General features: G+C 41.6%; 2 protein-coding genes. Both read right to left on the bottom strand.

Annotated elements, in window-relative coordinates:
* Positions 1-936, bottom strand: a 936-nt coding sequence (locus tag KDK16_RS07835) for a transposase (protein WP_257275456.1), incomplete at its 3' end; no start/stop codon positions are given.
* A gap of 11 nt (positions 937-947) precedes the next feature.
* Positions 948-1,221, bottom strand: a 274-nt coding sequence (locus KDK16_RS07840) for a hypothetical protein (RefSeq protein WP_257275457.1), incomplete at its 5' end; no start/stop codon positions are given.

The following is a 1,221-nucleotide window of genomic DNA, read 5'->3' on the forward strand; positions in this document are numbered from 1 at the left end:
TTGTTGACCTGCACTGATTGCATATGCCTTCATGGCCTTGAGTCTTCCAGCTGCGCGATAGAATCGATTGTTCCAACTCATGGTTTTTAGCCATTCGTCAGCATCGATTTCAAGTCTTGTCAGGATAGGAGGTGAGCTTTCTGGTATAGAACCTTTCTTATCCGTTCTCAATGCTCTTCCACTCCAGTCCACTAGCTCCAGGTAATCATGAAGAATATAAGGCAATGCTTTATTCGTATTTTGCCCCTGACTCTGAAAAGGCTTCAACATGAACGGCTGGTTGCAATCTGTCGCTTCAGTAGCTTTTTCGATACGTTTCTGGATAGAGGTATAGTCCGATTGTTCCGATGTGGATGCCAGTTTTGCCCGGACAGGATTCAGGTCAACATATGCCATGCAGGTCAGCAAAGCCGACTCATCCAGTAACGCCTGACTCTTAAAACGCCCTTCCCAGAATCGACCTTTACAACCATCTTCCTTGTTGGCTTCACGGGCTAGATACTCGTTCAAACATCGCATAAACCAGCTGATATTCTTCAAACGGCTACGATACTCTGCCACATATTCATCAATGCGGCTGAGTTCTGAGCGACTGAGAGTGTCGTTGCTCATATAGCGTTGGATCAATAAAGGTCCAGTGAAAAGGGCAGTCCATCGCCGAAGTATTTCATCTCGATTCCAGCTCTCAACCTCACTGGTGTTAATATGTAGTACCAGATGATAATGATTTGACATCACAGCATAAGCACATACTTCTATGGCAAAAATGGAGACTAATACCTGTATACGATCGACCACCCACTGCCTGCGATGCTCAAAATTCCTCCCGGTCTGATGATCTTCACCACACAAATAAGCCCTGCGAACACACCGAGACATACAGTGATAATACGGAGTCGAACCTGAATCAATCAGGCTGCTGCGGGCTTGAGTCATGGGATCTCCTACTACAAAGACAATAATGGGTAACAGGAGGAAGATAGTTCATTCAGTCGATTGGTCAAATATATGGATGTCCTTTTTAATTTACTTTTTAATTTACAAAATATATGGATGTCCTTTTTATTTTTCTTTTTATTTTTTAATATATGGATGTCCTTTTTAATTTTCTTTTTAATTTTTTTTAATTTTTGGATGTCCTTTTTAATTCTTTTTAATTTTCTGGCTTGAGTCATGGGATCTCCTAATACAAAGACAATAAGGGGTAACAGGAGGAAGATA

This window comes from Endozoicomonas sp. SESOKO4 (assembly GCF_024606275.1).